This is a genomic window from Oceanobacillus halotolerans, assembly GCF_010993955.1.
Lineage (GTDB): Bacteria > Bacillota > Bacilli > Bacillales > Amphibacillaceae > Oceanibacillus_A > Oceanibacillus_A halotolerans.
Genome location: NZ_WIXL01000005.1, coordinates 102,278 through 128,828 on the forward strand (window position 1 = coordinate 102,278; position 26,551 = coordinate 128,828).

A 26,551-nucleotide genomic window follows, 5' to 3' on the forward strand; every position below is an offset into this window, starting at 1 on the left:
TTATTAACCCACCTTTCCCATTAAATATACAACTGTGAAAATGAATACCCAAACGACATCAATAAAGTGCCAATATAAGCTAAACACATAAAATTTTGGTGCGTTGTATAGATTGAGTCCTCGTTTTGCATTTCGAATCATAAGCGTTAGTAACCAACATAGACCAAATAACACGTGTCCACCATGGAATCCAACTAACGTATAGAAAGCTGATCCAAATGCTGAGGAACGGAATGTGAATTCATAGTCTGTAATGTAATGTACAAACTCATAAATCTCCAATGATAAAAATCCTAAACCAAGTAAACCTGTTATTCCTAACCATAGTTGCATCTTCTTATAATTATTATTTTTCATATGATACATGGCATACACACTTGTTAAAGAACTAGTCAATAACAGCATGGTCATAATAAATACTAATTCTAATCCAAATATCTCTTCACCGGAAGGCCCCCCTGCTGTGGAATTACGTAAAGCAAGGTACGTCCCAAATAAACTTGCAAATAGTACGGTCTCTCCACCAAGGAAAAACCATAACCCAAGAAATTTATTCTTTCCTTCAAGGGTGGCTTTTTCTGGTTCACTTGGCATTGTTTCTGGCTTCAAGGAATGATCGTGACTCATATTAGTCAGCCTCCCTTTCTAGTTCTTCTTTTGTAATGTGGTATCCATGATCATCTTTTACAGAACGAACTATCATCGAACCAAATAAGATTGCCATTCCTGCAAATAGGACGATCAGCCATGCACTGTTATCTGTTTGGTAAATAAACCCAAACCCTGCGATAAACAGTCCTAATGACATAATAAATGGTAAGATGGAACTATTTGGCATATGGATATCACCTAATGGTTCTGCTGGTGTCATTTCATCTTTTCCTTCTGTTTTCTCAATCCATAATGGATCAAGACCACGAACAAGTGGTGTTTGTTTAAAATTGTAATGCGCTGGAGGTGATGCAGTTGCCCATTCAAGTGTACGTCCATCCCATGGGTCAGCTGGTGCCTTTTCACCTTTTTTCCAAGAATAAATAGCATTAATTAAGAACACTATGACACCGAATGTCATAAAGAATGCTCCAATCGTACTAATTAAGTTACCTAAATCTAATTCTTGACCTTCTAAGAAAACCCAGTAACGTCTAGGCATTCCCATTAATCCTAGGAAGTGCTGGATAAAGAATGTTAAATGGAAACCAATAAAGAAAGTCCAAAAGGCCAGTTTCCCCATTCCTTCATGTAAGATACGACCAAACATTTTTGGCCACCAATAATGAAGCCCAGCTAAGATACCAAACACAACCCCACCGACAATTACATAGTGGAAGTGAGCAACAACAAAGTATGTGTCATGGTATTGATAGTCTGCTACAGCAGATGCAACCATAACACCTGTCATTCCACCAATTGTAAACGATGGAATAAACGCAAGTGACCAAAGCATTGCTGAGTTGATTGTAATACTTCCGCCCCACATTGTTGCTAACCAGTTAAAGATCTTAATACCTGTTGGCACTGCAATTGCCATCGTTGCAATCGCAAAAATGGAGTTTGCTACAGGACCCATACCAACTGTGAACATATGGTGTGCCCATACCATAAACCCTAAGAAGGCAATTAATAAAGTTGCAAATACCATTGCGGTATAACCAAATAATCGCTTTCTTGAGAAAGTCGAGAAGATATCACTAAACATACCAAATGCAGGTAAAATTAGGATATATACTTCAGGGTGACCGAATATCCAGAATAGATGCTCCCAAATTATCGAGTTACCACCTAAGGCAATATCAAAAAATGCTGAGCCAAACATACGATCAAACATTAATAAGAATAACCCTACAGTTAATGCAGGAAATGCAAATAAAATTAATGTACTTGCTACGAATGTCGTCCATGTGAATAGCGGCATACGCATATATGTCATTCCTGGAGCACGCATATTAACAATCGTTACTAAAAAGTTAATACCACCAATTAAAGTACCTGCACCAGATATCTGTAAACCCATCACATAAAAGTCAACACCGTGTCCTGGTGATGTTGTAGATAATGGAGCATATGCTGTCCAACCAGCATCAGGTGCGCCACCTAAAAACCAACTACAGTTTAACAAAATACCGCCAAATAGGAATAACCAAAACCCTAATGAGTTTAGAAATGGAAAGGCAACATCTCGTGCGCCAATCTGTAATGGCATTACTGCGTTCATTAAGCCTAACAATAATGGCATTGCGGCTAAAAATATCATTGTTGTACCGTGCATGGTAAACATTTCATTATATAATCCAGCACTAATAAAATCATTATTTGGTTTTATAAGCTGTATACGGATTATTAATGCCTCTAGACCACCAAGTAAGAAAAAGAAGCCACCGCTAAACAAATACATGTGCGCAATTTTTTTATGATCTACAGTGGTTAAATAATCCCATAGAACAGCTCCGAAACCTCTCTTTTGAGTAGCTGCTATACTCACTACTTTTACCTCCCTTTTACATCTTACATCCCGTTATTTATATTTCTTTTCTAATTACCTGCGCTTTCTGGTGTCACTTCTGAAGGTTGTAACTGCATTAAGTATTCTGCAATACTCTCTGCTTCTTCTTCAGAAACGTTAGGATAGTTTCCAGTCATTTTATTTCCTGGTTTTATTGATTCAGGATCAACTATCCAATCAACTAAGTTTTCTTTCGTAGGTTCTAAAAAGCCTGCAATGGTAGAACGATCCCCAAAGTTTGTTAAATTTGGACCAATTGCAGCAGGTGAAGATCCAATTGCATGACAACTCATACAATTATTTGCTTCAAATAATTCTTTTCCTTCCTGTACAACTGCATCTTGTGGTTCCTCTTCTGGATCAACATTTTGCATATCTGCTACCCATTGGTCATACTCTTCAGGGCTAACTGCAATTACTTTGAAATCCATTAAAGAGTGTGAAGGTCCACATAATTCAGCACATTTTCCCCAATAAACGCCTTCTTCATAAGCTTCAATATACATTGTGTTCTCATTCTCAGGGTTTGTATCCATTTTACCAGCAATTGTTGGTACCCAGAAAGAATGAATAACATCTGATGAAATCATATCCAAGTAAACACGTTCTCCAACAGGGATATAGAGATCTTGACTTGTTTGAATCTCTTCACCTTCGTAATTAAAATGCCACCAGAATTGATTTCCAGTTACATGAATATTGATAGCATCTTCTTTTCCAGTTTCATCTGCTAAATCAAATGTAGCCGTTACTGTAGGAACAGCAATAATTAATAATAATAAAATTGGAATGATTGTCCAGATTGTTTCAAGGGTTTTATTCCCCTCAACTTGTTTTGGTATTATATCCTCTTGCCCTTTCTTTTTACGGAAGCGAATCAATACGATTGTATAAATAATCATTACGATGATAAATACAAACACCATGACAATTGTTGTTAAAATAATTAGGTCCATGGCAGATTCAGCACCATATCCTTTAGGTACAAGAGCTGTTAAGTTATCTTTACCACAACCAGACAGAATAAGTGCTAGTGAGCTTAACAGAAACAGAGCTCGAAATTTTCCCATCCAACCTTTCATGTATTCATACCTCTCTTTCTCTTTATTTCTACCTTATATAATAATTAATTTATTAAGGATCTAATAAACATTAATGGTGACGACTACCATCATTAAAAATAAAATGGTTAAGTAATTTAATGAATAAATAAAAATCATATTAGCCCATTTTAAATTATTTTTCATGAAAAATCCGCTTATCCCCAATACTAACCAACCAACATTTAATAATGTTGCAATGATTAAAAATGTCGTTCCTAATGATGCTAAGAAAAATGGTAATGGTAATAAGCATGCAATATACACAACGATTTGCCGTTTTGTAAATGCAAAACCATGAACAACTGGTAACATTGGAATACCAGCAGCTTTATATTCCTTCGTTTTTTTCATGGCTAATGCCAAAAAGTGTGGTGTTTGCCAAATAAACATTATGAGAAATAATACTAGTGCAGCAACGTGTAGATTAGCATCAACTGCTGCCCACCCAATTAAAGGTGGCACTGCACCAGATAAACTACCGATAGCTGTATTTAAGGTATACCTACGTTTGGACCACATAGTATATAAGACAACATACGTAAACCAACCTAAAAAGGCTATGATAGCTGCTTGTATTGTCGTAAATAGTAGAAAAACTAGTCCGAACGCTGTCGTTACCGTACCCATTAGGAAAACGGTTCGTAACGAAAAACTACCAGTAACAGTGGGTCGTTTTTTTGTCCTCCCCATAACTGGGTCAATATCTACATCATACCAATTGTTTAATATACAACCACCTACTATGACGAAGGCAGTTCCCATCATGGTTAAGATAAATACTTCCCACATAGCTGTAAATGGGGTGTTTGTAAAATGAAGTGCTAACCAGAAACCAGCAAAAGTCGTCATTAAATTTGAATTTACGATCCCAACCTTAATTAATGCTTTTAAATCAGCTAGAACCGAAGTAGCTTTTTCTTGCGTTACTCCCTTGGTTACGAACTGTGAAGTAGCTGTCTCCACCTTATCCATATTCTTTTATCCCCCCTTTTTTATCCCCAACAAAAGGTCGCATTTTTAAATAAATACCATAATATTTCAGTATTCCCAAACCTTGCTGAACTATGACATCATCATTTTCATGGGTTTATATACATTCTATTTTCCTATATAGCTCCTTTTTCATAAATTGACGATTTTATTTGTGTCTATTTTGTGACAAATTTGTGAAAAAGGTGCCAAAAAATAAAATGAAAGGCCAAAAGCCTTTTTTTGTTTGATCATCGTATGTAGTTTTCCCCATGAATCAAGACATAGTTATGTTTAGGTTAGCAAATATCCCCTTACATTATTTCTAGCAAATTCTACGTCACTTTGCAAGGGTTTTTACTTTTTTTATAGTGAAAATAATTTTAAAGCATGATAATATATAGTTTGGTTGCATGGAAATCAAGTCTTTTTATTGCTTCCACGAATGGAAAACATTATGATGTATATAGCTAAGAATAGACATAAAAGTGAGGCTTAAAAATGGTTAAACTATTAAAATCATTAGCAATTGTCGCTTCAATCGGCATGATTTTTATCTTAATAGGGGGAGCACTAGTTACTAAAACAGAATCTGGGATGGGATGTGGTGAGAGTTGGCCTTTGTGTGACGGAGAAATAATCCCTTCAAATATCACACCAGAATTAGTCATTGAACTAAGTCACCGTCTCGTTTCTGGTATTGTCGGGGTGGTTGTTATATCGTTATCCATCTTGGCATGGAAATATGTTGGGCATATACGGGAAGTTAAGTTTTTATCCTTCATATCCGTATTTTTCTTATTATTACAAGCATTAATTGGTGCAGCTGCTGTTATGTGGGGCCAATCTGATTTTGTTTTAGCAGCGCATTTTGGTATATCCCTTATTTCATTTGCTGCTGTTTTCTTATTAATGCTATTGTTATTTGAAATTGATCAAAAGTTTGACACCAAAACGTTATTTATTCAAAAAAAACATCGCATCCAAATTTATCTGTTAACGATTTATACATTAATAGTCGTATATACAGGCGCACTCGTTCGACATACTGAGGCAAATCTCGTTTGTGGAGATTGGCCATTTTGTACGAATACATCCCCATTTACTTTTTCAAATTTCAGTCTTGAACAATGGATTCAAATGGGACACCGTTTGGCGGCTGGAATCCTTTTTCTTTGGACAATTATCTTTTTTATAAAGGTTGCTAAGCATTATCGCCATAATCGTATTATGTATTGGGGTTGGGTCATTTCCCTATCACTTATTACCTTACAAGTATTTTTCGGTGCTATGATTATAATTACACTACTAAATCTAGGAATTGCATTACTTCACGCATTAGTAATATCTTGCTATTTTGCAATGCTTACATATTTTGTGTTACTTGCTACTAGAAGCGCAAAATATGAGAAGCAACAGATCAATAATTCAAACACAACCATCTCCTCTATTAAATAAAAGTTGTACACCAATAGTTGTGAACTTTACCCCAGATAATGGGACTATTAAACAAACGTCCCTAGCTGGGGTACTTTAATGGATATCTCATATATTTTAGTGATAAAAACGCCTAGATTTATTTGATCCAGGCGTTTTCATTGTGAATATACTACTTTTAGTGAACGAGTATAATACAGTGACTCTATTCAAATTCAATTAATAAATCATGCACAGTAATGGGATCTCCGTTTGAAATGTAAATATCTTTAATGACCCCATCAAATGGTGCTTGAACAGTAGTTTCCATTTTCATTGCTTCTGTAATTAATAAATGATCCCCTTTTTGAACTGCTTCACCTTTATCACATAATACTTTCACAACAGTGCCAGGCATAGTTGCACCAATATGTTTTTCATTACTTGTATCAGCTTTTGGTTTTGTTGCAACCTGTGACGTCACATTTTCATCCTGGACAACCACTTCTCTTGATTGACCATTTAACTCAAAATAAACCACTCTTGTTCCATCTTTTCGTGGTTCTGATATCGATACAAGACGAACAATTAATGTTTTTCCTTGCTCAATTTCAACTTCAATCTCTTCTCCTAACTTCATTCCGTAGAAAAAAGTTGGTGTGTCTAGTACCGACATATCCCCATACTTTTCATAAAAGCTATGATACTCCATAAAAACAGAAGGATAAAGTGCATAGGCTATCATATCAAAACTCGTGACCTGTCGATCGAGCCGCTTAAATAACGTTTCTTTCATCTCAGTGAAATCCACTGGGTCCAGTAATTCTCCAGGTCTAACTGTAATTGGATTTTTGCCTTTAAGTATAATTCGTTGTAATTCTTGTGGAAAACCTTGATATGGTTGTCCAATATATCCCTGCATAAATTCAATCACAGAATCTGGGAAATCAATGGATTCTCCTCGTTCATAAATGTAATCCTCTGTTAGATTGTTTTGTACCATGAACAGTGTCATGTCACCTACTATTTTAGAAGATGGGGTAACTTTCACAATGTCTCCAAACATGTCATTTACACGGCGAAACATTTGTTTTACTTCATTCCATCTATCCCCCAACCCGACTGCTTTCGCTTGTTGTCTTAAATTGCTGTATTGTCCACCAGGCATTTCATGATGATATATTTCTGTATGTGGAGCTTTCATCCCACTTTCAAAGTCGTTATAAAATTCACGTACCCCTTCCCAGTAATGAGATAGTAACTCATAAGCCTCTACATCGATATTAGGTTGACGCTTGTTACCTTCTAAGGCATGATATAGGGTTTGCGCGCTTGGTTGTGACGTTAAACCTGCCATTGGTCCATTGGCAACATCCACTGCATCTACCCCAGCCTCAATGGCGCGGGCATACATATATATACCATTGCCACTAGTATCATGTGTATGAAGGTGAATTGGTAACTCTACCGTTTCCTTTAACGTAGAGACCAACTGATATGCTGCCTCTGGTTTTAATAACCCAGCCATATCTTTTATACCTAATATATGCGCACCAGAATGCTCTAATTCTTTGGCAACTTGTTTATAATAGTTCAAATCATATTTACTCCGAGTCTTATCTAAAATATTTCCTGTATAACAAATAGATGCTTCCGCAATCTTATTGTTATCTCTTACTGCCTGAATAGCAGGTCTCATCCCATCTATCCAGTTTAAACTATCAAATATACGGAATACATCAATACCTGCATTGGCACTTTTTTCTACAAATTCTTTTATGACATTATCAGGGTAATTTTTATAACCTACTGCATTACTTGCCCTTAATAACATTTGCAATAGAACATTCGGCATTTTTTCCCGAAACGATAGTAATCGTTCCCATGGATCCTCTTTTAAGAAACGGTATGCAACATCAAATGTAGCACCACCCCACATCTCTACGGAGAAAAGGTTAGGTAACAAACGTGCTGTGGGTTCAGCAATTTGTAATAAGTCTTTGGAACGGACACGTGTTGCAAGTAATGATTGATGTGCATCACGAAACGTTGTATCTGTCAACATTACTTCATTTTGATCCAACAGCCATTTACTTAATCCTTCTGGTCCATGTTCCTCTAGTACTTGTTTCGACCCCCGAGGTATCGCTATTTCTTCATTAAATTTTGGTATACTAGGGATTGAAAAGTCAGGCTTTTGTTTTTTTTCTAGTCCCTCAAACCCGTTAACGGTAGTATGTCCTATATACGTCAACATTTTTGTTCCACGATCTTTTCGTTTTGGAAAAACAAATAATTCTGGGGTTTGGTCAATAAATGTGGTACTGAATTGGCCAGATTTAAATTGATCATGTAAGATGACATTTTCTAAGAATGGTATATTTGTTTTGATCCCCCGAATTCGAAATTCTTTTAAGTTCCGCACCATTTTTTTAGCGGCCTGCTCAAAGGTTAATGCCCAAGTAGAGACTTTTACCAGTAATGAGTCATAATGTGGAGAAATGACTGCACCTTGAAATCCGTTTCCTGCATCCAGGCGAACACCGAACCCACCACCAGTTCGATATGCCATAATTCTACCTGAATCTGGCATGAAGTTATTTAATGGGTCTTCTGTTGTGACACGAGATTGAATCGCATAGCCTATTGTGGTGATTTCTTCTTGTTGAGGAATTCCTATAGATGGTGCATGAATACTGATCCCATCAGAAACTTTTATTTGAGTTTGGACGATATCAACACCAGTAATCATTTCTGTAATGGTATGTTCAACTTGTACACGTGGATTAACTTCAATGAAGTAATAAGCATCCTCTGTCACCAAAAATTCTACAGTACCTGCATTTACGTAATTTACATTTTTCATTAAGGCGATAGCAGCTTGACAAATCTCTTCACGCAATGTAGTAGGTAACGAAACACTTGGTGCAATTTCAACTACTTTTTGGTGTCTTCTCTGCACAGAACAATCTCGTTCATATAAGTGGACAATATTTCCATCTCGATCTCCTATTACTTGTACTTCTATGTGCTTTGGATTCTCAATTAGCTTTTCCACATAGACTTCATCATTTCCAAAGGCTGCTTTTGCCTCTGATTTGGAACGGTCATAGGCTTCTTTTAACCCATCTTCATTTCGAACAATTCGCATTCCACGACCACCACCACCAAGAGAGGCTTTAATAATGATCGGATAGCCATGTTTATCTCCGAACGATTTAACCTCTTCTAAAGAGGTAACTGGTCCATCGCTTCCTGGAATTACAGGTATCTGTGCCTTAATAGCCTGTTCTCTTGCCTTTACTTTATCACCAAACATATTTAAATGTTCACTAGTTGGGCCGATAAAGATAATCCCTTCCTCTTCACAACGCTTTGCAAAATGAATATTTTCAGATAAAAATCCATAACCTGGATGTATCGCATCAACACCCACTTTTTTGGCTAATTCAATAATGCCCTCAATATCTAAATACGCGTCAATTGGCTTTTTCCCCTCACCAATTAGGTAGGATTCATCCGCTTTATATCGATGGTAAGAACCAGTATCTTCCTGTGAGTAAATAGCTACTGTACGTATATTTAATTCTGTACATGCACGAAATACACGAATCGCAATTTCGCCTCGGTTGGCTACTAACACTTTACGGATATGTTTTAATTCACCCATGTTTTACCTCCTCTATTTTGAAAAGTTAGTTTAGATTGGGGCTCCTGAGTATGTACATCGTTTTCCTGCTCATTTTTACGAGTAGTTTTTGCAATATTATTTAATATTCCCATTGATATTAGCATGACTAGCAACGACGAGCCACCATAACTTACAAACGGTAAAGGAACACCTGTAATCGGAAGTATTCCACTAATTGCTCCTAAATTAATAAACGCTTGGACTCCTACCATGGAAGAAATCCCAATTGCTAACAATGCGCCAAAACTGTCTTCACACTTTCTTGCAATAAAAATACCGCGTAGAACAATCGTTGCTAATAGGCCTATGACAATCACAACACCAATAAATCCTAATTCTTCGGCAATGATAGCCATAATAAAATCGGTATGTGCCTCCATTAAATAGCCTAACTTTTGCACGCTCTGTCCTAAACCTTCTCCATTTAATCCGCCAACACCAATTGCAAGATAAGATTGTATTAATTGATAACCACTAGTCTCAGGTGCCTCAAATGGTTGGTATGCACCCGTAAATCGGGATATTCGGACATCTGTCACCATATTGGGAATAGCAAAAGCTAATATAACAACACCGACACCAATTAAGAGTAACAAGTGTTTAAAACGAATACCTGAACTAACGATAACAGAACAGGCAATTAAAAATATAATTGATGCTGTCCCTATATCTGGCTGTACTACAATTAACCCTAGTATAAATACTGTTAATACGAGAGGCGGTAATACAGCACTATAAAATTGATTCAAATACGATTGCTTTTTTGAATAAACAGAAGCTAAGTACATAATCAATGCTATTTTTGCAAACTCTGCTGGCTGAAAGCTAACAGGTCCGATTACATACCACGACTTGGCATTATTAATGGTAGTCCCAAATACAAATAAACCAAGTAATAAAACAACGACTATACCAACAATCCACCTCATTAATTTTTGATACTTTTTATAGGGAAAAATACTACAAATAATAAATCCGATTAAACCTAATCCAAACCATAGAAGCTGACGTGTAAAATAGTGTGTACTTTCATGCCCTTCTACAACTGCTACAACCATGCTTGCACTATATATCATCACTAGACCAAAAGCAGTTAGTAGTATTGGTGATATCATTAATGTGAAATCATAATCCTTCAATTTCTGCATCATCTTACGTCTTCTCCTCAATATATGTAATAAAGATGAATTGGAAATCTCTAATAGTATATCACATTTTATAAAATAGTGTAACACTTTAGCAAGAAGCTCCAATATATCTTTTGTTTCTATATTATAAAGCATTTCACCTATACAGATAAGTCATAAAAATAAAAAAACCTTGCCATTTAAAGGGGCAAAGTTTTTCGGTCCATTATACATACAATAAACCTTTATGATGATGATTGATTTTGTGCTGCTTCATGCAAGATATTAAGTTGCCGCTCTAAGTTTTCTAATAATGCTTTGCCTTCACTTTCGCTAATCAAATTTAAGCGTATAGCAAAATCAATTTCTCTTGAGAGCCCAAACATTTGAGTATCCAACACCTCTTCATATAATGGGCATTGTGGCATTGTTAAATTTTCTATTTGAACTTCAATCAAGCGCAATATTTTATCTGCATCTTCTTTTAAAAGTGCATAAGCTTTTTCACGATGTGTGATCGTCACCTCAGGAATCAATTAAATCCCTCCGTTTAGAAAGACTTTCTTCTCTTATATTATCGTTACAAACTAGAAATTGCAAATAAAATTAATACAAGCTTATCTTTCTTATTGTCTTGTTGCCTTTTTAATAGTAATAGGTAAGACTTTGATGTAATCTCCATCTTTTCCCCTGCTCCACACCCTACGTGCGACTTTCGCCGCATTAGGCGTTCCATCTTATTCTTTTAAACTAAAGCAACTAAATTACAAACTTTACGAAATTGGTTTAGCTTCTTCAATTGTTTTCCATCTAATTGAAGAATTTTCCTATATCGCTCAATCGTCTTTTCACTTTTAGCATGGATTAAATCTATGGGCAACGATTACAAGGTTGTTAAACTCATCTGAGCCTCCCATATGTCGGGGTAACTTTATGATGACAGTGTACCTGATTGGATGTTAAAAATTCCCCTGTTACTGCACATTTGCCTAATTGCATAGAGTACCTCAAAATTCTGTTATCTGCAACTTCTAAGTTGTCTTTGCCGTAAGGCATTTTTAACATTTTGTTTATTTCTATGGCAACGTCGGCTCTGATATTTTGATGAAGTTTAAGCTTTCCTTCTTCTGTATAATTACATATTGACTGAAGTTCATGGCATTACTTGTTTGAATATCTCCTAAGGGAAATAAATATACACCAGCAATTTACATTAAAAACAACAAATATACGAAAAGGGCCTTCTTTTATTCACTAATTTCTAAATTTTCTTCTCTTTTACTATATGCGTGAAATTTCCGGGTATGTCTGCTATCCTAAATAAAGAAACTATAAAGAGGTGATATGGAAATGGTAGTACCAATTACAGGCAATGTTACATATACGATCACATTAGACCCAACAGTTTGGATTTTTGACGATCGAAAAATTTTACTAGAGGAAGCGTTTAATACGAATGTTGAGGAAACAGTACCAGAAGATGAACTAGAAAAAGCATCAGAAAGATGGAATCAAGAAATTTATAAACAAAAAGTAAATCCTCCAGTAAATAATAGCGTAACCCGCTTTGAACGAAATAAAGTCTTAGAGAATTCATATGTTATGCCTATTCAAGAGTTCGTTGGACATGCTGAAATAAAAGAGGATGCCAAAGCTGTTGTGTTAGAAACAACAGCTGGAAATAAAACCATTTCATTAGCTGATTTGGATAATAGCTATTTATTATTTGCTATCGATGGTAAGCCAATAAAAGAAGATGGTCCAGTCCATTTATTATTTAAAGATGGATCTAATAAGGAAGAACCAATTAAAGGAGTTCAAAAAATCATTATTCAATAAACATCAAAAGCTGTCATGAAAATCATTCATGGCAGTTTTCTTTGTATAATTTCACACATGAGACTCAAAATAAAATAACAGCTTATCTATGATCCCTTTTAAAGGAGGAGTTTTATATGTTGAAGCGACTAGGGATATTTTTTAGTTGTGCTGTTATGTTTCTAGCGGCTTGCCAGCAAGAAGATGATGAAGCATTACCTAGAGAAGGAACGAATAACCAATATATTCAAGTGGAAAATTCCAGTGAACAAAACAACCGTAACTTAAGTAATGAAGAAATTGCAGACCATTTAGCAAACTTAGCAAGCGATGTTCCCAATGTTGAAGATGCAGCATCTGTTGTAGCAGGACCATATGCAGTTGTTGGTATTGATGTAGATAAAGATTTAGATCGTTCTAGAGTTGGAACCATTAAGTATTCTGTTTTAGAGGCTTTAAAGCATGATCCATATGGAAAAACTGCAGTTGTCGTAGCAGATGCTGATGTAACGGAAAGGTTACGTGGAATGGGGAATAAAATACAACAAGGCCATCCAATCGAAGGAATAGTCGATGAATTATCTGGTATCGTTGGAAGATATATGCCTGATTTCCCTATTCACGAAAACCAACCAAAAGAACCTGATCAAAATGAAGAGGTCGTTCCAGAAGAGGAAGAAAACAAGCTGGAAGATGTGGAAGAAGATCAATCATATGATCGTACAGATGAAGAGTAAAACGCATAAAAGGGTGTTTCCAATTACCTTGGAAACACCCTTTTTATTTATTGTAAGATGTTGTTTTATTATAATAATGTACACCATATTGTGAGCCTTCAGATACCATTTTAGCATTTTCCATCTGTGCTTCATCTTCCACAGGTATCTGATCAGGTATACCAGCATCTAACAATGTATGCTGTGCTTGATTATGAATTTCACGCATTTGTTTTTGCTTTTTTGCAAACAACCATGCTAATGTGCCTACACCAACAGTCGTAGTCGTATATATAACAGTTCGTCTGTTCACTATTATTCCCCCTTTATGGTGGTATATATAGCTTTTCCCAAATGAGGAGGAACTAAAACATGACCTTCCTTGATGGAACCTCATATGTTATAGTTAATTTATGGATAGTAATTCGATTGAGGTGAGTTTTTTGAAAGTGAAATGTGTTATTTGTGATACAATCGATACAATTGAAGATTTTTCGCTACAAGCAAAACGTTTACGAAACCGAAGAGTTCACATGTATTTATGTCAGGAATGTAATAAACGAGTAGGAGAAAATACAAAAAAACGACACGCTACAGGTAAATTTCAATTATATGAACCAAAAAAACATAAAGAAGATTTAATATAAATTAAAAACTCTCACATCATAGTGAGAGTTTTTGATTTTATAAGCTCTTAACGCCTACTTTGTTGTTTAAAGGATGAATCTTAATAAATAGCTGATGTACGTAAAGTGAAATGGAGCTTTTATCCGCTTCGGAAATACACTTCGCTTTCACCATGGGCACAAATGAGACATCTGTTCAAATTCTCTCTGGTCGTTTTCACAGTGTCTCCTTTGCCGTGGGCAGCTGTTGAGCCTCCTCGTGCTCGTCTTGTTGAAAGCTATACATTGCTACCGCACTCCTCGCAAAAAAGACTGGTACTCGTCTTTAGGGGTCTCACCTATGCCTTTCGTCCCATCTTTTAGAAAACAGCCTTGATTTATTGTTTTACGACGTCTCTTTGGCCTTCCGTTGTTGATGTAGGCGCAACCGATAAATTCCCATAATAACAGAAATAATGATTAAACTTTCCGTCATAGGCATTTTAAATATACTAAAAATAGTAATGATATACATACCGATTGCCAATAAAATATAAACAATAACTGTTTTCGCGATAGGTAATTTGCGAGCAAATCCCAATTTAAATGCAATAATACCAAAGATAATATTCAATATATAGAAAATGAGGTAAATATTATCGGTTCCATAGTTACTAACTATAAAATCATGTATCATATCTTATGTCTCCCCCAGTACATGTTTCTCTACTTATCATACTAAATCTGGCTAAGACATGCTACTAAAGATTTCTATTTTGTATTCAAACCTGTTTTCCGATATACTATATACGTGTAAAATAATAGAGGTGTTCTTATGAGTAAAATTAATTTCCCAATGTTATTGTTAGCGGCATTAGTCATTACCATGTTTCTTGCAGTGGGTGTTGCCATTGCTTTTCGTAATATTTGGCTAATCTTATTATTTATTATATTAGGTTTCCTCATCATGGGATATGGTTTGTCTCTAAAACGAAAAAGGAAGTATCGCTAATGCGTTACTTCCTTTTCATGTATTCTTGGATGATTTCTTTTTGTATAGTTGGATGACAGGTGAGGATAGAATTTTTCTCAAGCATTTGAATCTCATCCCCATCAATCGTTGTGGATACTGCACCAACTTCCTTTGTAATAATAATACCAGCAGCAATATCCCAAGGTGCCAAGCTCATTGTCATATATCCATCCACAATACCTTCCGCCACATATGCAAATTCCAAGGCAGCCGAGCCATATGTTCTTGTACCTCGTACAGTACGAACTAATTTTTGCATCGACTTCTCATCTACTAATTTATTCTCACATAACCAGAAATGGTTTAATCCTAATATAGCTTCTTTTAGATTCACATGCTGTTTTAATGGTGCTAATGGGACATCATTTTTAAAAGATCCCTCCCCCCGCTTTGCACTATATAACACTTCATTCATTACATCATAGATGAATCCAATTTCACCAATACCATCATGGTAAATTCCTACAGATATAGCGAAGTTTCTGCGTTGATGGACAAAATTCATCGTTCCATCAATTGGATCAATAATCCAGATTGTTCCTTCCATAGAAGAAAGATCATCCCCATAACCTTCTTCACTCAAAATATAATGGTCTGGGTAATTTTTTCGAATATGTTCCGCAAAAAATTGTTCTGTATCTCGATCCATTGTTGTAACGAGATCATTTGGGTTGGACTTGGTTGTTACATCAAACGGGTCATCTATTTTTTCTTTGATGGTCCTACCTGCATTTAATACCCATTTTTTTGCTTGGTCAAATATCTGTTGTTTTATTTCGTTATTCATTATTCATCCTCCACAAATTATTCTATTATTAGTATGGTACCAAAACGAACGATTCTAGTCATAAAATTAACTTGGAGTCTTTCAATACAAAAAAAGACCCCATATATATTCATCTCTTTTAAGAGATCAATACACTGAGGTCTGCTAAATATTCTTATATTATTCCTCATTTTCAATCTCAATCATTTGTTTTCTTAGCTGCTTTAACCGCTCTTTTGACTTAATAACTTGAACGTGATCATCTGCTTGTAAAGCATCATATAGTGTAACGAGTTCATAATCAATTTCCATCCGAATTACTGGTATCTTTTCTTTTGCTTCCTGCCTCCTTAGCGCTTCCATCACATACTTCATGCCACCACTTCCTTTTAGAAGGCTTTTTTTATATATATGAGGCAATGAATCAATTGGTTCAATATTTTCTATCCAAATTCCTCCCAAATTCCTTGTTCGTTAATACAAAGATAGCAATAACTTGACTAGGGTTGGAGAATAATCAATAATAATAGTAAATTTAAAATGATTTTAAAGGGTGATACCATTGGATTTTAACGGATTTACTCAACAGGATTTTGAAACATTTCACATAAATGGTCTTGAAGAACGAATGGAAGCCATTCAATCTCGTATCCAGCCTAAATTTCAAATTATTGGTCAAGAACTTACTGACTATTTATCCGTACAACTAGGAAACGAGATGTATTTACATATTGCGAAACACGCTAGACGAACAGTGAATCCACCAAATGACACTTGGTTGGCAATAGCAGATAATAAACGGGGTTATAAAAAACATCCTCATTTTCAAGTAGGTCTATTTGATGATCATGTCTTTATATGGCTTGCGCTTATTTATGAGTTAGACAATAAACAAGCTATTGCGTCTTCTTTTTTAAACAATTATAATTCCATAAAAACGCTTCCCGACAATTATGTTGTTTCATTAGATCATACCAAAAAAGATGCAATATCGCTTCAAGAGTTGGACCGTAGTCATTTAGAACGATTTAGAGATGTCAAAAAAGCGGAATTTCTAATCGGACAACACATTGCCAAAGATGATAACCGTTTAACAAATGGTCAAGTCTTTATCGATATTGTGAAAAAGACATATGATTCACTAATTCCCTTCTACAAACAAGCATTACAAGCACGCGCATAGAAAAAGGTACCTACTTCCAGGTACCTTTTTCTATATGGATGGTTCCTTCCGTTGTTTGTCGAGCCTGTTTTACGACATGAAAACTTGAATAACCAGACGCTTTTTCAAAAGCTGAGAAGTATTGTTTTTCCTCACTTTTCGATGGAACAATTTCCTTAAATATTTTATATGCTTGTAATATGTCTTCTCGTTTGACATTACTTTCATATGCTTTTTCAATTAATGTGAAGAAATGAACGACCTTAATAATTTCTTCTTTTGACCATGTCTCATCAATTGGATAATGATAATCCATTCACTTCACCTCTACCATTTCATTCCATTTACTAGCAATCATTTTTGCATCCTGTACCATTTGTGCAATCAAATCATCTACACGTGGGAGATCATGAATACGAGCAGCACCTTGACCTGCCCACCCAAATCCCTTCGTTGCATCGCCTTCATGAATATAGTGTTTGTTGGCTTCACCACTTATGTAGTCTTTCAGTGACTCATACCCTTTTTCTTCTTTTTCAATTTCAAGAATTTGGTCAGTCCATGAATTTTTCAATGCACGGGCTGGTGTCCCGAGAGTTCGTTTGATCACAACAGTTGCATTTTCATCAGCTTCTAATAATGCTTGTTTATATGTTGAATGTGCATCAACACACTCTTCTGTAGCAATAAATCGAGTTCCCATCTCAATTCCTTCAGCTCCAAGTGCTAACGCTGCCATCATTCCTCTTCCATCTACAATACCACCCGATGCAATAACTGGAATCGATACCGCATCAACCACTTGTGGCGTTAATACAAATGTCCCAACATCACCACGACCTAAATGGCCACCACCTTCTTGGCCAACCACCATGACGGCATCTGCTCCTAACTCCTCTGCTTTTATTGCCTGTCTCTTTGCTGCTACAAGTACTAATGTTTTAATCGGATGATCCTTTACCATATCTAATACACCTTTAGGATTTCCACCAGTTACAGATATAACCGGAACTTTTTCTTCAATAGCCACCTCTACCATATGTTCAAAGGCACGGCCATGCTGACCAATAGCAAAATTCACCCCAAACGGAGAATCAGTCAACGATTTCACCTGTTTAATTTCCCGTCTTAACTCTTCTGGGCTGGATAAACTCATTGCAGTTATTTGACCAAGACCACCAGCATTCGAAACAGCAGTAGCCAAATCAGAGTATGCTAAATAAGCAAGTCCCCCTTGAACAATTGGATACTTAATGTTTAATAACTCTGTTACCCTTGTTTTCATCCTCTATACATCCCCTCTAATTATTTCTCTTTCCTCTATCCTATCATGTTAGAACACAAAGAAAAAACAAAGCTATACAACCTTGTAGCTTTGTTTTAAAAGTGATCTATCTACATGTATTTCTTTACTCTTCATTCATTACTTTTGACAAGTCGGACAAGTCCCATAAAGTGTTGTTACCTTCTCTGATTCATAATGTTCTATTACTTTTTGACAATCTTGGCAGACGATAGTCCCCACAACGTCCAACTCCTTTTTTATATTTAATTATTACCTTTAATGATATTATATTATGTCATAATCTAACTTGCAACCCCTAATTAGTATATCACATTAAAAGATTATACATAATAATCATTATAAGAAAAACTCGCATTCGCTCGTTCTTTAGCGAATGTGTTTAGTTTTTCTTATACTTGGGACATTAAAATTTTGGCAACATCGAATCCACTTCTTAGCTAAAATTTTATACTTTCCTAACGTGTAACAAAAACCAGCCATCTAGTAGCTGGTTCTATCATTTGAGCTATTTTGTTTTGATTAACGCCGGGTCTACTATTTCATACCCTTTTGCTTGTAGGCCTGTTACAATATCCTCTAATGCTGCTGCTGTCCATTCTCGGTCATGCATTAATAAATTAGCACCACTCGTTAGTAATTCTGTATTGACCATAATATCGGCGATTGCTTCTTTTGATTGATAGTCTGACTCCCAATCATATCCATATGACCAATTCATCACAATCATATCCTCTTCTTCAGCAACTTGTCTAGAAAAATCAGTGTTCGCTCCATTAGGCGCTCGGAAAAAGCGAGGCCGCTCTCCAATAATATCCTCTACTAAGTCATTTAAAGCAACGATTTCTTCCTTTTGCTCTTCTTCTGTTAAATCAGGTAAATAAGGGTGGTTATAGGTATGGTTTCCAATCATAAACCCCATATCATGGATTGTTTTTAATACGGATTGTTCCTCTGACGTATCGATAAAGTGACCATTCACAAAAAAGATTGCATTGACATTTAAATTTTGTAGGGTTTCTGCCATTTCCAAAGCATATGTATCTGGCGCATCATCAATAGTTAGTAGGACCACCTCCTCATTTGCATCTTCTTTTATTGGAACAATACTCGCATCCTCCAAAACTTCATATTGTGGTTCCTGTGGCTTTTCTTCCACTTCCTCTGGAGATTGACCTGCTTCGTTTTGTTCACTCACACCCGTTTTATGTTCAGCCTCGTTTTCCTCATCATCCTCTACTTTTGTTTCTTCATCAAAGTTTTCTTCTTCATCAGAATTGGTTGAATCCTCCCCACAGGCTACCATAACAAATAGTAGGGTTAGAAGTAATATAAGCAATTTTTTTTGCAATCGTGAAACCTCCTGTTGTATTTATTTTTATTATATCGAAAAATAAGGATTAACGCCTCCATCTTATAAGCGCATGATCATTTGTATTTCTGGTAATAAATAAGGGTACACCATTTATAGAATGTCCTTTTCAATAACAAAAATCAATTTCCTGGCGTGAAAAATATTTACTTAACTAAGCTTAAGAACAGTGTGAAGAAAGGATTTTTTAACAATGAATAAAGTAACTCGTGTTTTTTATATTTCGATCGTTGTCTCAGTTTTATTTATTATTTGGGGCATGATTCCAGAAACAATTTTACCAAACGCTAATCTTGATAATGTTACAACCAATATACAGGGGTTCTTAGTGGATCAATTTGGTTGGTTCTATCTAATTAGTGCAACAGCCTTTTTAGTCTTTGCAATCTTTTTAATATTTTCGAAGTATGGCAAGATAAAATTAGGAAAGGCTCAGGATGAACCAGAATATAATTACTTAACTTGGTTTGCAATGTTGTTTAGTGCAGGGATGGGAATTGGTTTAGTCTTTTGGGGCGGAGCGGAGCCGTTATCCCATTATCACGTACCACCATATGGTGAATCACAGACTAGTGATGCTGCAAAAACGGGATTACAATATAGCTTTTTTCATTGGGGGCTACACCCTTGGGCAGTGTACGCAACAATTGCCCTTGCGTTAGCCTATTTTAAATTCCGAAAACAGTCTGCTGGGGTAGTTAGTGCAATTTTAGAACCGTTATTCGGAGAGCATGTAAAAGGACCTTGGGGAACAATAGTAGATTTTATCGTCGTATTTGCCACTATTTTTGGTGTGGCGACTTCATTAGGGTTTGGTGCTATTCAGATTAGTGGAGGCATTTCCTTCATCTTTGATATTAATCAAACTGTTGCCATGCAACTGATTATCATAGCGATCGTTACTGTTCTTTATATGATATCAGCAATGACTGGTTTAAATCGTGGTATTAAATACTTAAGCAATACTAATATTGTCCTAGCAATTACATTAATGTTATTTGTGTTATTTTTAGGACCGACTAATTTTATTATGAATTTATTTACAACAACTTTCGGAAGTTATATTCAAAATTTGCCAAGTATGAGTTTTCGTATGACACCATTTGCAGAAGAAAATACATGGATTAAAGATTGGACAATTTTTTATTGGGCTTGGTGGATTGCATGGGCCCCTTTTGTTGGAACATTTATCGCTCGCGTTTCTCGTGGTAGAACGATTAGGGAATTTGTTTCTGGTGTTTTATTAGTCCCTACTATTTTTGGAGCACTTTGGTTTACGGTATTTGGTGGATCCACTATACATTTGGAACATTTCGAAGGTATTGACATTATGCAGCATGTAAATGAAATTGGTGAGGAAGTTGCATTATTTGCTTTGTTTGAACATTTTCCAATAGGAGTAGTGATCTCCATCATTGCCGTATTATTGATCAGTACTTTCTTTATTACATCTGCTGATTCTGCGACATTTGTATTAGGTATGCAAACAACAGGTGGTAGTTTGTATCCACCTAATATTGTGAAGTTTGTATGGGGAATTATTCAATCCAGTGCAGCAGCGGTTCTTTTATGGCAAGGTGGATTAGGTGCATTGCAAACAGCATCCATTATTGCAGCCTTTCCATTTACAATCATTATGATATTGATTGTCGTTTCCTTATTAAAATCATTACGACTAGAAGTAAAAGAAAGAGAAGCAAAATCGAAAAGATAATCTGTTATCAGATAGATGAGTAAATGTAAAAGATGACCCTAAAGTTGATGCTGGGTCATCTTTTTTATTGATTTCTCAATTTCGGAGTTGATGGATTATGCGACGTAAATGTTGTCCTACGCTCCAATCAACCTTCTTCAGTAGTACATCACTTGGTGACAAGCCAAGTTTTCTAATCGGAGGTGACCAAGGCGCTTACGCTTGTCGATAGAGGAGCTGAGGCCGTGCCTGCGGTGAAGAAAACACTGTGAAAACGAAAAGTTTGAACAGATGTCGCACTTGCGCCCGTGGTGAAAGCGACTGAAGCCTGAAGCGGAAATCAAGTTTGCTATGTTAGGATGCATAATATATATAATATTCATTAGATTCATACTTGGTTTGGTTTAGCATCAAAAAACGGAGTGAAGGAAGCCTCACTCCGTTTAAATACAATACTCTATTTATTTGACCATATGGATTGGTGTTCCCATTGCCACTTCTGCTGCTTCCATCGTAATTTCACCTAATGTAGGGTGAGCATGAATAGTTAATGCTAAGTCCTCAGCAGTCATGCCAGTCTCGATTGCTAAGCCTAATTCAGCAATCATGTCACTCGCATTAGGCCCAGCAATTTGTGCACCAATTACAAGATTGTCATCTTTTCGTGTAATTAGTTTCAAGAATCCATCACTATTATTTAGAGATAACGCACGACCATTAGCTCCAAATGGGAATTTAGAAGCTTTTACATCATATCCCGCATCTTTTGCCTCTTTTTCAGAGTAACCTACTGATGCCAATTCAGGATCTGTAAATGCTACTGCAGGGATACCGATATAGTCAATTTCAGCTTTTTCTCCGCTAATTACTTCAGCTGCGATTTTACCTTCATATGAAGCTTTGTGTGCTAATGGAGGACCAGCAACAATATCACCAATAGCATAAATGTTATCAATGTTGGTACGGCATTGCTTATCAATTTTAATTAGCCCTTTGTCATCTACTTCAATACCAACTTGTTCTAATCCAATTTCTTCCGTATTTGGACGACGGCCTACTGTTACTAGTACATAATCCGCTTCAATTGTTTCTTCTTTTCCTTTGACTTCATAAGTAACCGTAACACCTTTATCGGTTTCTTCAACGCCTTTTGCCATTGCTTCTGTTTTAATAGTAGCACCTTTTTTCTTCAGACGTTTTTTCACCAATTGTGTCATTTGCTTTTCAAAACCGCCAAGAATATCTTTCGTCCCTTCAAGAATCGTAACTTCTGTACCAAAGTTTGCATAAGCAGAACCTAACTCTGTACCTACATAGCCTCCACCAATAACAACCATTTTCTCTGGAATTTCATTAAGGTTTAATGCACCAGTAGAATCTAGCACACGATCTGAGAATTTAAATGATGGGATTTCAATTGGTGATGAACCAGTTGCAATAATACAGTTATTGAATGTGTATGTTTGTGAATTTTTCTCATCCATCACTTTAACTGTATTTTTGTCAACGAAATACACTTCACCCTTTACAATATCAACTTTGTTCCCCTTTAAAAGTCCTTCCACACCAGAAGTTAACTTCTTAACAATACTTCCTTTCCATTCTTGGACTTTAGAAAAGTCAACATTTACTTTTTCGGTAGTAATACCTAAATCATCATTACCATGTGCTTGTTCCGTTAAATGACCTGCTTGAATTAATGCTTTTGATGGAATACAACCTACATTTAAACATACTCCACCTAACTCGCCTTTATCGACGATCGTTACTTTTTGACCAGTTTGTGCTGCCCGTATAGCAGCAACATATCCACCTGGTCCTGCTCCTACAACCAATGTGTCTAACTCAATTGGAAAATCTCCTACTACCATACTTTACGCCTCCATCATAATTAATTGTGGATCGTTCAATAAACGTTTGATTTGATTTAGGGCTAATTGTGCGGTAGCACCATCAACAATACGATGATCAAAGCTCAAGGATACAGCAAGTACTGGAGCAATGACAACTTCCCCATCACGGACTACTGGTTTTTCAGCGATACGACCAATTCCTAAAATAATTGCTTCTGGATAATTGATAACAGGTGTAAACCACTGACCACCAGCAGATCCAATGTTCGTAATTGTATTGGATGCACCCTTCATCTCTTCAGGTGCTAGTTTACCACTACGAGCCTTTTCTGCCAATTCATTTATCTCTTTGGAAATCGTAAAGATGGATTTACGATCAGCATTTTTCACAACTGGAACAAGTAATCCTTTGTCAGTGTCCGCTGCAATACCAATGTTGTAGTAATGTTTATAAACAATTTCATCGGTATCATCGTCTACAGATGAATTAATGATTGGGAACTGCTTAGATGCAGACACTAATGCTTTTACAACATACGGTAAATACGTTAATTTAATATCTTGTTCAGCTGCAACTGCTTTAAATTTCTTCCGGTGTGCTACAAGTTCTGTTACATCCACTTCATCCATTAATGTAACGTGTGGAGCCTTTGTTTTGGAGTTAACCATTGCTTTGGCGATAGACTTACGGATACCGCTCATCTTTTCGCGAGTTTCTGGGAAATCTCCACCTTTAGGAGCCGCAACAGCTTCTTTTTCTGGTAGACTAGCTTCTGTTGTTTCTTCTTTTGCTGCAGGTTCACCTTGTTCACCACTTAAGAACTGGTCAATATCTTCTTTTAAAACACGTCCATTTTTACCAGAACCTGTAACATCCTGGATATTCACATCATTATCACGTGCATATTTCCTTACGGATGGCATTGCTATAACACGTTTATTCTCTGTATCATTAGTTGCTTCTGTTTTTGGTTCATCTTGTTTTACGTCATCTTTAGCTGGAGCTTCCTCTTTTGTTTCTTGCTCAGGTTCAGCTGAATCATCTTCATCTGATTCATAACCTTCTGCATCAAATGAAATTAAATTATCTCCAACTACTGCTACTTCCCCTTCATTTACATGTATTTTTTGTACAGTTCCTTCAACTGGAGACGGTATTTCTACAACTGCTTTATCATTTTGTACTTCGCAAAGCACGTCATCCTCTTTTATTTCATCGCCTTCTTTTACAAACCACTTTACAATCTCGCCTTCATGGATCCCTTCACCAATATCAGGCAGTTTAAAATTAAAAGCCACTATTACTACCTCCCATCAGGATTAAAAATTAATTACTTCGTTAACTTTCTCTACGATGTCTTTATGATTTGGTAGCCATACTTCCTCTGCTTCGGAAAATGCATAAACCGTATCTGGTGCAGTTACACGTAAAACTGGTGCTTCTAAATGTAGAATTGCACGTTCTTGAATTTCAGAAATTACATGTGCTGCTACTCCCGCTTGACGCTGTGCTTCTTGAACCATGACAACTCGATTTGTTTTCTGTACCGATTCAATAATGGTATCTACATCAATCGGCGAAACCGTACGAAGATCAATTACTTCGGCATCAATACCATCTTTTTCAAGCTCTTCGGCTGCTTTAAGTGACGCATGAACCATTGCACCATAAGCAATTAATGTTACGTCTTTGCCTTCTCTTTTCACATCTGCTTTCCCAAGATCAATCGTATATTCTTCATCTGGAACCTCACCACGGAAAGAACGATACAATTTCATATGTTCTAAAAATACAACTGGATCATTATCACGGATGGACGAAATTAATAATCCTTTTGCATCGTATGGTGTAGATGGTATTACTACTTTCACACCTGGTTGCTGAGCAATTAAACCTTCTAATGAATCTGCGTGAAGTTCAGGTGTATGCACTCCGCCACCAAATGGGGAACGAACAGTAATTGGTGCTGTTTTCGTACCTCCAGAACGATAGCGCATACGTGCCATTTGTCCGTTTACAGCATCCATTGCCTCATAAATAAAGCCGAAGAATTGGATTTCTGGCACAGGACGGTAGCCCTGTAGTGCTAAGCCAATTGAGATTCCGCCAATACCTGATTCAGCTAATGGTGTATCAAAAACGCGATCTTCTCCAAATTCTTTTTGTAAGCCTTCGGTAGCACGGAAAACACCACCATTTTGGCCAACGTCTTCACCAAACACAAGCACATTTTCATCATTTTTTAACTCGTTGCGCATTGCATCAGTGATTGCTTGGATCATTGTTTTTTGTGCCATGATTTACTTCGACTCCTTTGCTTTATATTCTTCCATTTGTTCTTCTAGGTTTGATGGAAGTTCATCAAACATATTTTCAATTAGGTCTGTTACCGTTTGTTTAGGATGTTTATCTGCTTCTTTTATTGCTTTTTTAATATCCTCCTTAGCAGATTCAATTACCTTGTTCTCTTCTTCTTCAGACCACAAATTTTTCTCCTCTAAAAATTTACGGAAACGTACAATAGGGTCTTTTTTCTCCCATTCGTTATCCAATTCTTCTGTACGGTAACGTGTTGGATCATCCCCAGCCATGGTATGTGGACCATAACGATAAGTTAATGTCTCTATCAATGTTGGACCTTCCCCATTCACTGCACGGTTACGAGCTTCTTTTGTAGCTGAATACACAGCTAAAACATCCATTCCATCTACTTGTATTCCTTCAATTCCAGCTGCAACTGCTTTTTGCGCTAATGTTTTAGCATTTGTCTGTAATTCTACTGGTACAGAGATTGCAAAATAGTTATTTTGCACAAAGAAAATTGCAGGAGCTTGGAAGGCACCAGCAAAGTTAATCCCTTCATAGAAATCCCCTTGTGATGTACCACCATCCCCTGTATACGTAACAGCAACTGCTTTTTTACCGCGTTTTTTCATACCAAGTGCTACCCCAGCAGCCTGGGTATACTGTGCACCAATAATAATTTGAGGGCTTAATGCGTTAACTCCTTCAGGAAATTGATTTCCATGGAAGTGACCTCTCGAGAACAAGAATGCTTGATATAGTGGAAGACCATGCCAAATTAATTGAGGTACGTCACGATATCCTGGTAATAAATAGTCTTCTTTTTCTAAAGCAAAGTGACTAGCTAGTTGGGATGCTTCCTGACCAGCTGTTGGAGCATAAAATCCAAGCCGACCTTGACGGTTTAAGGCAATTGAGCGCTGATCGAGTATACGTGTGTATACCATGCGTCTCATTAATTCCTTCAAGTCATCATCTGAGAGATCCGGCATTGCATCTTCGTTCACAATTTTTCCATCTTCATTTAGAATTTGGAACGTTTCAAATTGATTCTCAACACTTTCTAGTACGTGTTTCAATATTCGTCACCTCTTCCTTTCTTTTACCCATTTACTG

Annotated in this window: 26 protein-coding genes; 7 read left to right on the forward strand and 19 right to left on the reverse strand. The window is 36.4% G+C overall.

Annotated elements, in window-relative coordinates:
- Positions 1-3: 3 nt before the first annotated feature.
- Genes GHC26_RS08160 through cyoE form a run of 4 tightly spaced genes read right to left on the reverse strand, consistent with a single transcriptional unit; the run spans position 4 to position 4,578 of the window.
- On the reverse strand, positions 4-627 hold the full coding sequence (locus GHC26_RS08160; RefSeq protein ID WP_163970776.1) for a cytochrome c oxidase subunit 3: 624 nt from the start codon (positions 625-627) through the stop codon (positions 4-6).
- A 1-nt stretch (position 628) separates the two neighbouring features.
- The gene (ctaD, locus tag GHC26_RS08165) at positions 629-2,482 is read right to left on the reverse strand and encodes a cytochrome c oxidase subunit I (RefSeq protein ID WP_163970777.1); all 1,854 of its coding nucleotides are present in this window, start codon (positions 2,480-2,482) and stop codon (positions 629-631) included.
- A 50-nt stretch (positions 2,483-2,532) separates the two neighbouring features.
- Positions 2,533-3,585: a cytochrome c oxidase subunit II gene (gene coxB, locus GHC26_RS08170; RefSeq protein ID WP_163970778.1), complete on the reverse strand. Its 1,053-nt coding sequence runs from the start codon at positions 3,583-3,585 to the stop codon at positions 2,533-2,535.
- A 60-nt stretch (positions 3,586-3,645) separates the two neighbouring features.
- Positions 3,646-4,578, reverse strand: coding sequence for a heme o synthase (cyoE, locus tag GHC26_RS08175; RefSeq protein ID WP_163970779.1), 933 nt, complete (start codon positions 4,576-4,578; stop codon positions 3,646-3,648).
- 498 nt (positions 4,579-5,076) lie between these two features.
- On the opposite strand from cyoE, the gene GHC26_RS08180 reads away from it, so the two are divergent.
- Entirely contained in the window at positions 5,077-6,033 is a 957-nt protein-coding gene (locus GHC26_RS08180; protein ID WP_163970780.1) for a COX15/CtaA family protein, read from the forward strand.
- A 184-nt stretch (positions 6,034-6,217) separates the two neighbouring features.
- On the opposite strand, the gene pyc is transcribed toward GHC26_RS08180, so the two are convergent.
- The 3 genes from pyc to GHC26_RS08195 all read right to left on the reverse strand — a co-directional run bounded on the left by pyc (position 6,218) and on the right by GHC26_RS08195 (position 11,342).
- The gene (gene pyc / locus GHC26_RS08185) at positions 6,218-9,661 is read right to left on the reverse strand and encodes a pyruvate carboxylase (RefSeq protein ID WP_163970781.1); all 3,444 of its coding nucleotides are present in this window, start codon (positions 9,659-9,661) and stop codon (positions 6,218-6,220) included.
- A complete protein-coding gene (ftsW, locus tag GHC26_RS08190; protein ID WP_163970782.1) occupies positions 9,649-10,833 on the reverse strand; it encodes a putative lipid II flippase FtsW in 1,185 nt (394 codons plus the stop codon). Before ftsW ends, pyc begins: the two co-directional genes overlap by 13 nt.
- 221 nt (positions 10,834-11,054) lie before the next feature.
- The gene (locus tag GHC26_RS08195; RefSeq protein ID WP_163970886.1) at positions 11,055-11,342 is read right to left on the reverse strand and encodes a YlaN family protein; all 288 of its coding nucleotides are present in this window, start codon (positions 11,340-11,342) and stop codon (positions 11,055-11,057) included.
- A gap of 817 nt (positions 11,343-12,159) precedes the next feature.
- Between GHC26_RS08195 and GHC26_RS08205 the strand changes: the two genes are divergently transcribed.
- Together GHC26_RS08205 and GHC26_RS08210 are read left to right on the forward strand one after the other, a co-directional pair.
- On the forward strand, positions 12,160-12,648 hold the full coding sequence (locus GHC26_RS08205; RefSeq protein WP_163970783.1) for a hypothetical protein: 489 nt from the start codon (positions 12,160-12,162) through the stop codon (positions 12,646-12,648).
- Between the two features lie 116 nt (positions 12,649-12,764).
- Positions 12,765-13,364, forward strand: a complete 600-nt coding sequence (locus tag GHC26_RS08210; protein WP_163970784.1) for a YhcN/YlaJ family sporulation lipoprotein — start codon at positions 12,765-12,767, stop codon at positions 13,362-13,364.
- Between the two features lie 43 nt (positions 13,365-13,407).
- Here GHC26_RS08210 and GHC26_RS08215 read toward each other — a convergent pair whose 3' ends face one another.
- On the reverse strand, positions 13,408-13,656 hold the full coding sequence (locus tag GHC26_RS08215) for a hypothetical protein (protein WP_163970690.1): 249 nt from the start codon (positions 13,654-13,656) through the stop codon (positions 13,408-13,410).
- Positions 13,657-13,792: 136 nt separating this feature from the next.
- Between GHC26_RS08215 and GHC26_RS08220 the strand changes: the two genes are divergently transcribed.
- Positions 13,793-13,990, forward strand: coding sequence for a YlaI family protein (locus GHC26_RS08220; RefSeq protein WP_404821774.1), 198 nt, complete (start codon positions 13,793-13,795; stop codon positions 13,988-13,990).
- Positions 13,991-14,354: 364 nt separating this feature from the next.
- On the opposite strand, the gene GHC26_RS08225 is transcribed toward GHC26_RS08220, so the two are convergent.
- On the reverse strand, positions 14,355-14,645 hold the full coding sequence (locus GHC26_RS08225) for a YlaH-like family protein (protein ID WP_163970786.1): 291 nt from the start codon (positions 14,643-14,645) through the stop codon (positions 14,355-14,357).
- A gap of 138 nt (positions 14,646-14,783) precedes the next feature.
- Here GHC26_RS08225 and GHC26_RS08230 point away from each other — a divergent pair, with 138 nt between their 5' ends.
- Positions 14,784-14,960, forward strand: coding sequence for a DUF5325 family protein (locus tag GHC26_RS08230; RefSeq protein ID WP_163970787.1), 177 nt, complete (start codon positions 14,784-14,786; stop codon positions 14,958-14,960).
- Positions 14,961-14,964: 4 nt separating this feature from the next.
- Here the strand turns inward: GHC26_RS08230 and GHC26_RS08235 are convergent, their stop codons facing one another.
- On the reverse strand, positions 14,965-15,768 hold the full coding sequence (locus tag GHC26_RS08235; RefSeq protein WP_163970788.1) for an inositol monophosphatase family protein: 804 nt from the start codon (positions 15,766-15,768) through the stop codon (positions 14,965-14,967).
- A gap of 159 nt (positions 15,769-15,927) precedes the next feature.
- On the reverse strand, positions 15,928-16,122 hold the full coding sequence (locus GHC26_RS08240; RefSeq protein ID WP_163970789.1) for a hypothetical protein: 195 nt from the start codon (positions 16,120-16,122) through the stop codon (positions 15,928-15,930).
- Positions 16,123-16,309: 187 nt separating this feature from the next.
- On the opposite strand from GHC26_RS08240, the gene GHC26_RS08245 reads away from it, so the two are divergent.
- Positions 16,310-16,930 carry a YktB family protein gene (locus GHC26_RS08245; RefSeq protein ID WP_163970790.1) on the forward strand — a complete coding sequence of 207 codons (621 nt, stop codon included), beginning with the start codon at positions 16,310-16,312 and terminating at the stop codon, positions 16,928-16,930.
- Positions 16,931-16,940: 10 nt separating this feature from the next.
- On the opposite strand, the gene GHC26_RS08250 is transcribed toward GHC26_RS08245, so the two are convergent.
- The 4 genes from GHC26_RS08250 to GHC26_RS08265 all read right to left on the reverse strand — a co-directional run bounded on the left by GHC26_RS08250 (position 16,941) and on the right by GHC26_RS08265 (position 19,563).
- Positions 16,941-17,225, reverse strand: a complete 285-nt coding sequence (locus GHC26_RS08250) for a UPF0223 family protein (RefSeq protein WP_163970791.1) — start codon at positions 17,223-17,225, stop codon at positions 16,941-16,943.
- Positions 17,226-18,194: an NAD(P)H-dependent flavin oxidoreductase gene (locus GHC26_RS08255; RefSeq protein WP_163970792.1), complete on the reverse strand. Its 969-nt coding sequence runs from the start codon at positions 18,192-18,194 to the stop codon at positions 17,226-17,228. It abuts the gene before it with no gap.
- 138 nt (positions 18,195-18,332) lie between these two features.
- Positions 18,333-18,434, reverse strand: a complete 102-nt coding sequence (locus GHC26_RS08260) for a GapA-binding peptide SR1P (RefSeq protein ID WP_163970793.1) — start codon at positions 18,432-18,434, stop codon at positions 18,333-18,335.
- 286 nt (positions 18,435-18,720) lie between these two features.
- On the reverse strand, positions 18,721-19,563 hold the full coding sequence (locus tag GHC26_RS08265) for a polysaccharide deacetylase family protein (protein WP_226376900.1): 843 nt from the start codon (positions 19,561-19,563) through the stop codon (positions 18,721-18,723).
- Positions 19,564-19,777: 214 nt separating this feature from the next.
- Here GHC26_RS08265 and GHC26_RS08270 point away from each other — a divergent pair, with 214 nt between their 5' ends.
- Positions 19,778-21,298, forward strand: a complete 1,521-nt coding sequence (locus tag GHC26_RS08270; RefSeq protein WP_163970794.1) for a glycine betaine uptake BCCT transporter — start codon at positions 19,778-19,780, stop codon at positions 21,296-21,298.
- A 440-nt stretch (positions 21,299-21,738) separates the two neighbouring features.
- Here GHC26_RS08270 and lpdA read toward each other — a convergent pair whose 3' ends face one another.
- Genes lpdA through pdhA form a run of 4 tightly spaced genes read right to left on the reverse strand, consistent with a single transcriptional unit; the run spans position 21,739 to position 26,514 of the window.
- The gene (gene lpdA, locus GHC26_RS08275; protein ID WP_163970795.1) at positions 21,739-23,148 is read right to left on the reverse strand and encodes a dihydrolipoyl dehydrogenase; all 1,410 of its coding nucleotides are present in this window, start codon (positions 23,146-23,148) and stop codon (positions 21,739-21,741) included.
- A gap of 3 nt (positions 23,149-23,151) precedes the next feature.
- Positions 23,152-24,429 (reverse strand): dihydrolipoamide acetyltransferase family protein, encoded by a 1,278-nt coding sequence (locus GHC26_RS08280; protein ID WP_163970796.1) that lies wholly within the window; start codon positions 24,427-24,429, stop codon positions 23,152-23,154.
- 21 nt (positions 24,430-24,450) lie between these two features.
- Positions 24,451-25,428, reverse strand: a complete 978-nt coding sequence (locus GHC26_RS08285) for an alpha-ketoacid dehydrogenase subunit beta (RefSeq protein ID WP_163970797.1) — start codon at positions 25,426-25,428, stop codon at positions 24,451-24,453.
- Positions 25,429-25,431: 3 nt separating this feature from the next.
- Complete coding sequence (gene pdhA / locus GHC26_RS08290) at positions 25,432-26,514, reverse strand: pyruvate dehydrogenase (acetyl-transferring) E1 component subunit alpha (protein ID WP_163970798.1); 1,083 nt, start codon at positions 26,512-26,514, stop codon at positions 25,432-25,434.
- Positions 26,515-26,551: the final 37 nt, after the last annotated feature.